Below are 510 nucleotides of genomic sequence, written 5' to 3'. Positions count from 1 at the left end.
AAAGCTATCGAATACCTCTTGTTGGCTCGTGTTTTGAGGAATCTTAGGGAAATGACTGCGACTGCCTAACACTTTACCCTGACGAATCATCAATATGTGGATGCAAGCAATGCCGTTCTCTTGCGCAAAACCCAGCACATCCATATCATCCATGCTGTCTTCCGATACATATTGCTGTTCTTGGACTCGTCTTATCGCTTGTATCTGATCACGAAACTTTGCCGCGTCTTCAAACCGAAGTTGCTGACTTGCAACCTCCATTTTCTCTATCAACTGCTTCAGTACTTGCTGATCTTTACCTTGCAGAAATAGACGGACGAAACCCACCAGCTCTGCATACTCTTCATCTGAGATAATCGAGCTCACACACGGGCCAGCGCAGCGACCAATTTGATACATCAAGCAAGGGCGCGTTCGATTGGAGTAAACCGTATCTTCACACTGTCTAACAGGAAATATTTTTTGCAGCAAGTGCAGCGTTTCTCGTACCGCCCCAGAGTCAGGGTAAGG

The 510-nt window shown here is 46.5% G+C and carries 1 protein-coding gene; it reads right to left on the bottom strand.

The window, feature by feature from the left end; translation table 11 throughout:
- Nucleotides 1-510: UvrB/UvrC motif-containing protein (locus R7044_RS28240; RefSeq protein WP_225456411.1), on the bottom strand; the 510-nt coding region annotated here is incomplete at both ends.

This window comes from Vibrio sp. 1402 (assembly GCF_033340275.1).
This window is presented reverse-complemented; position numbering and strand designations above follow the sequence as displayed.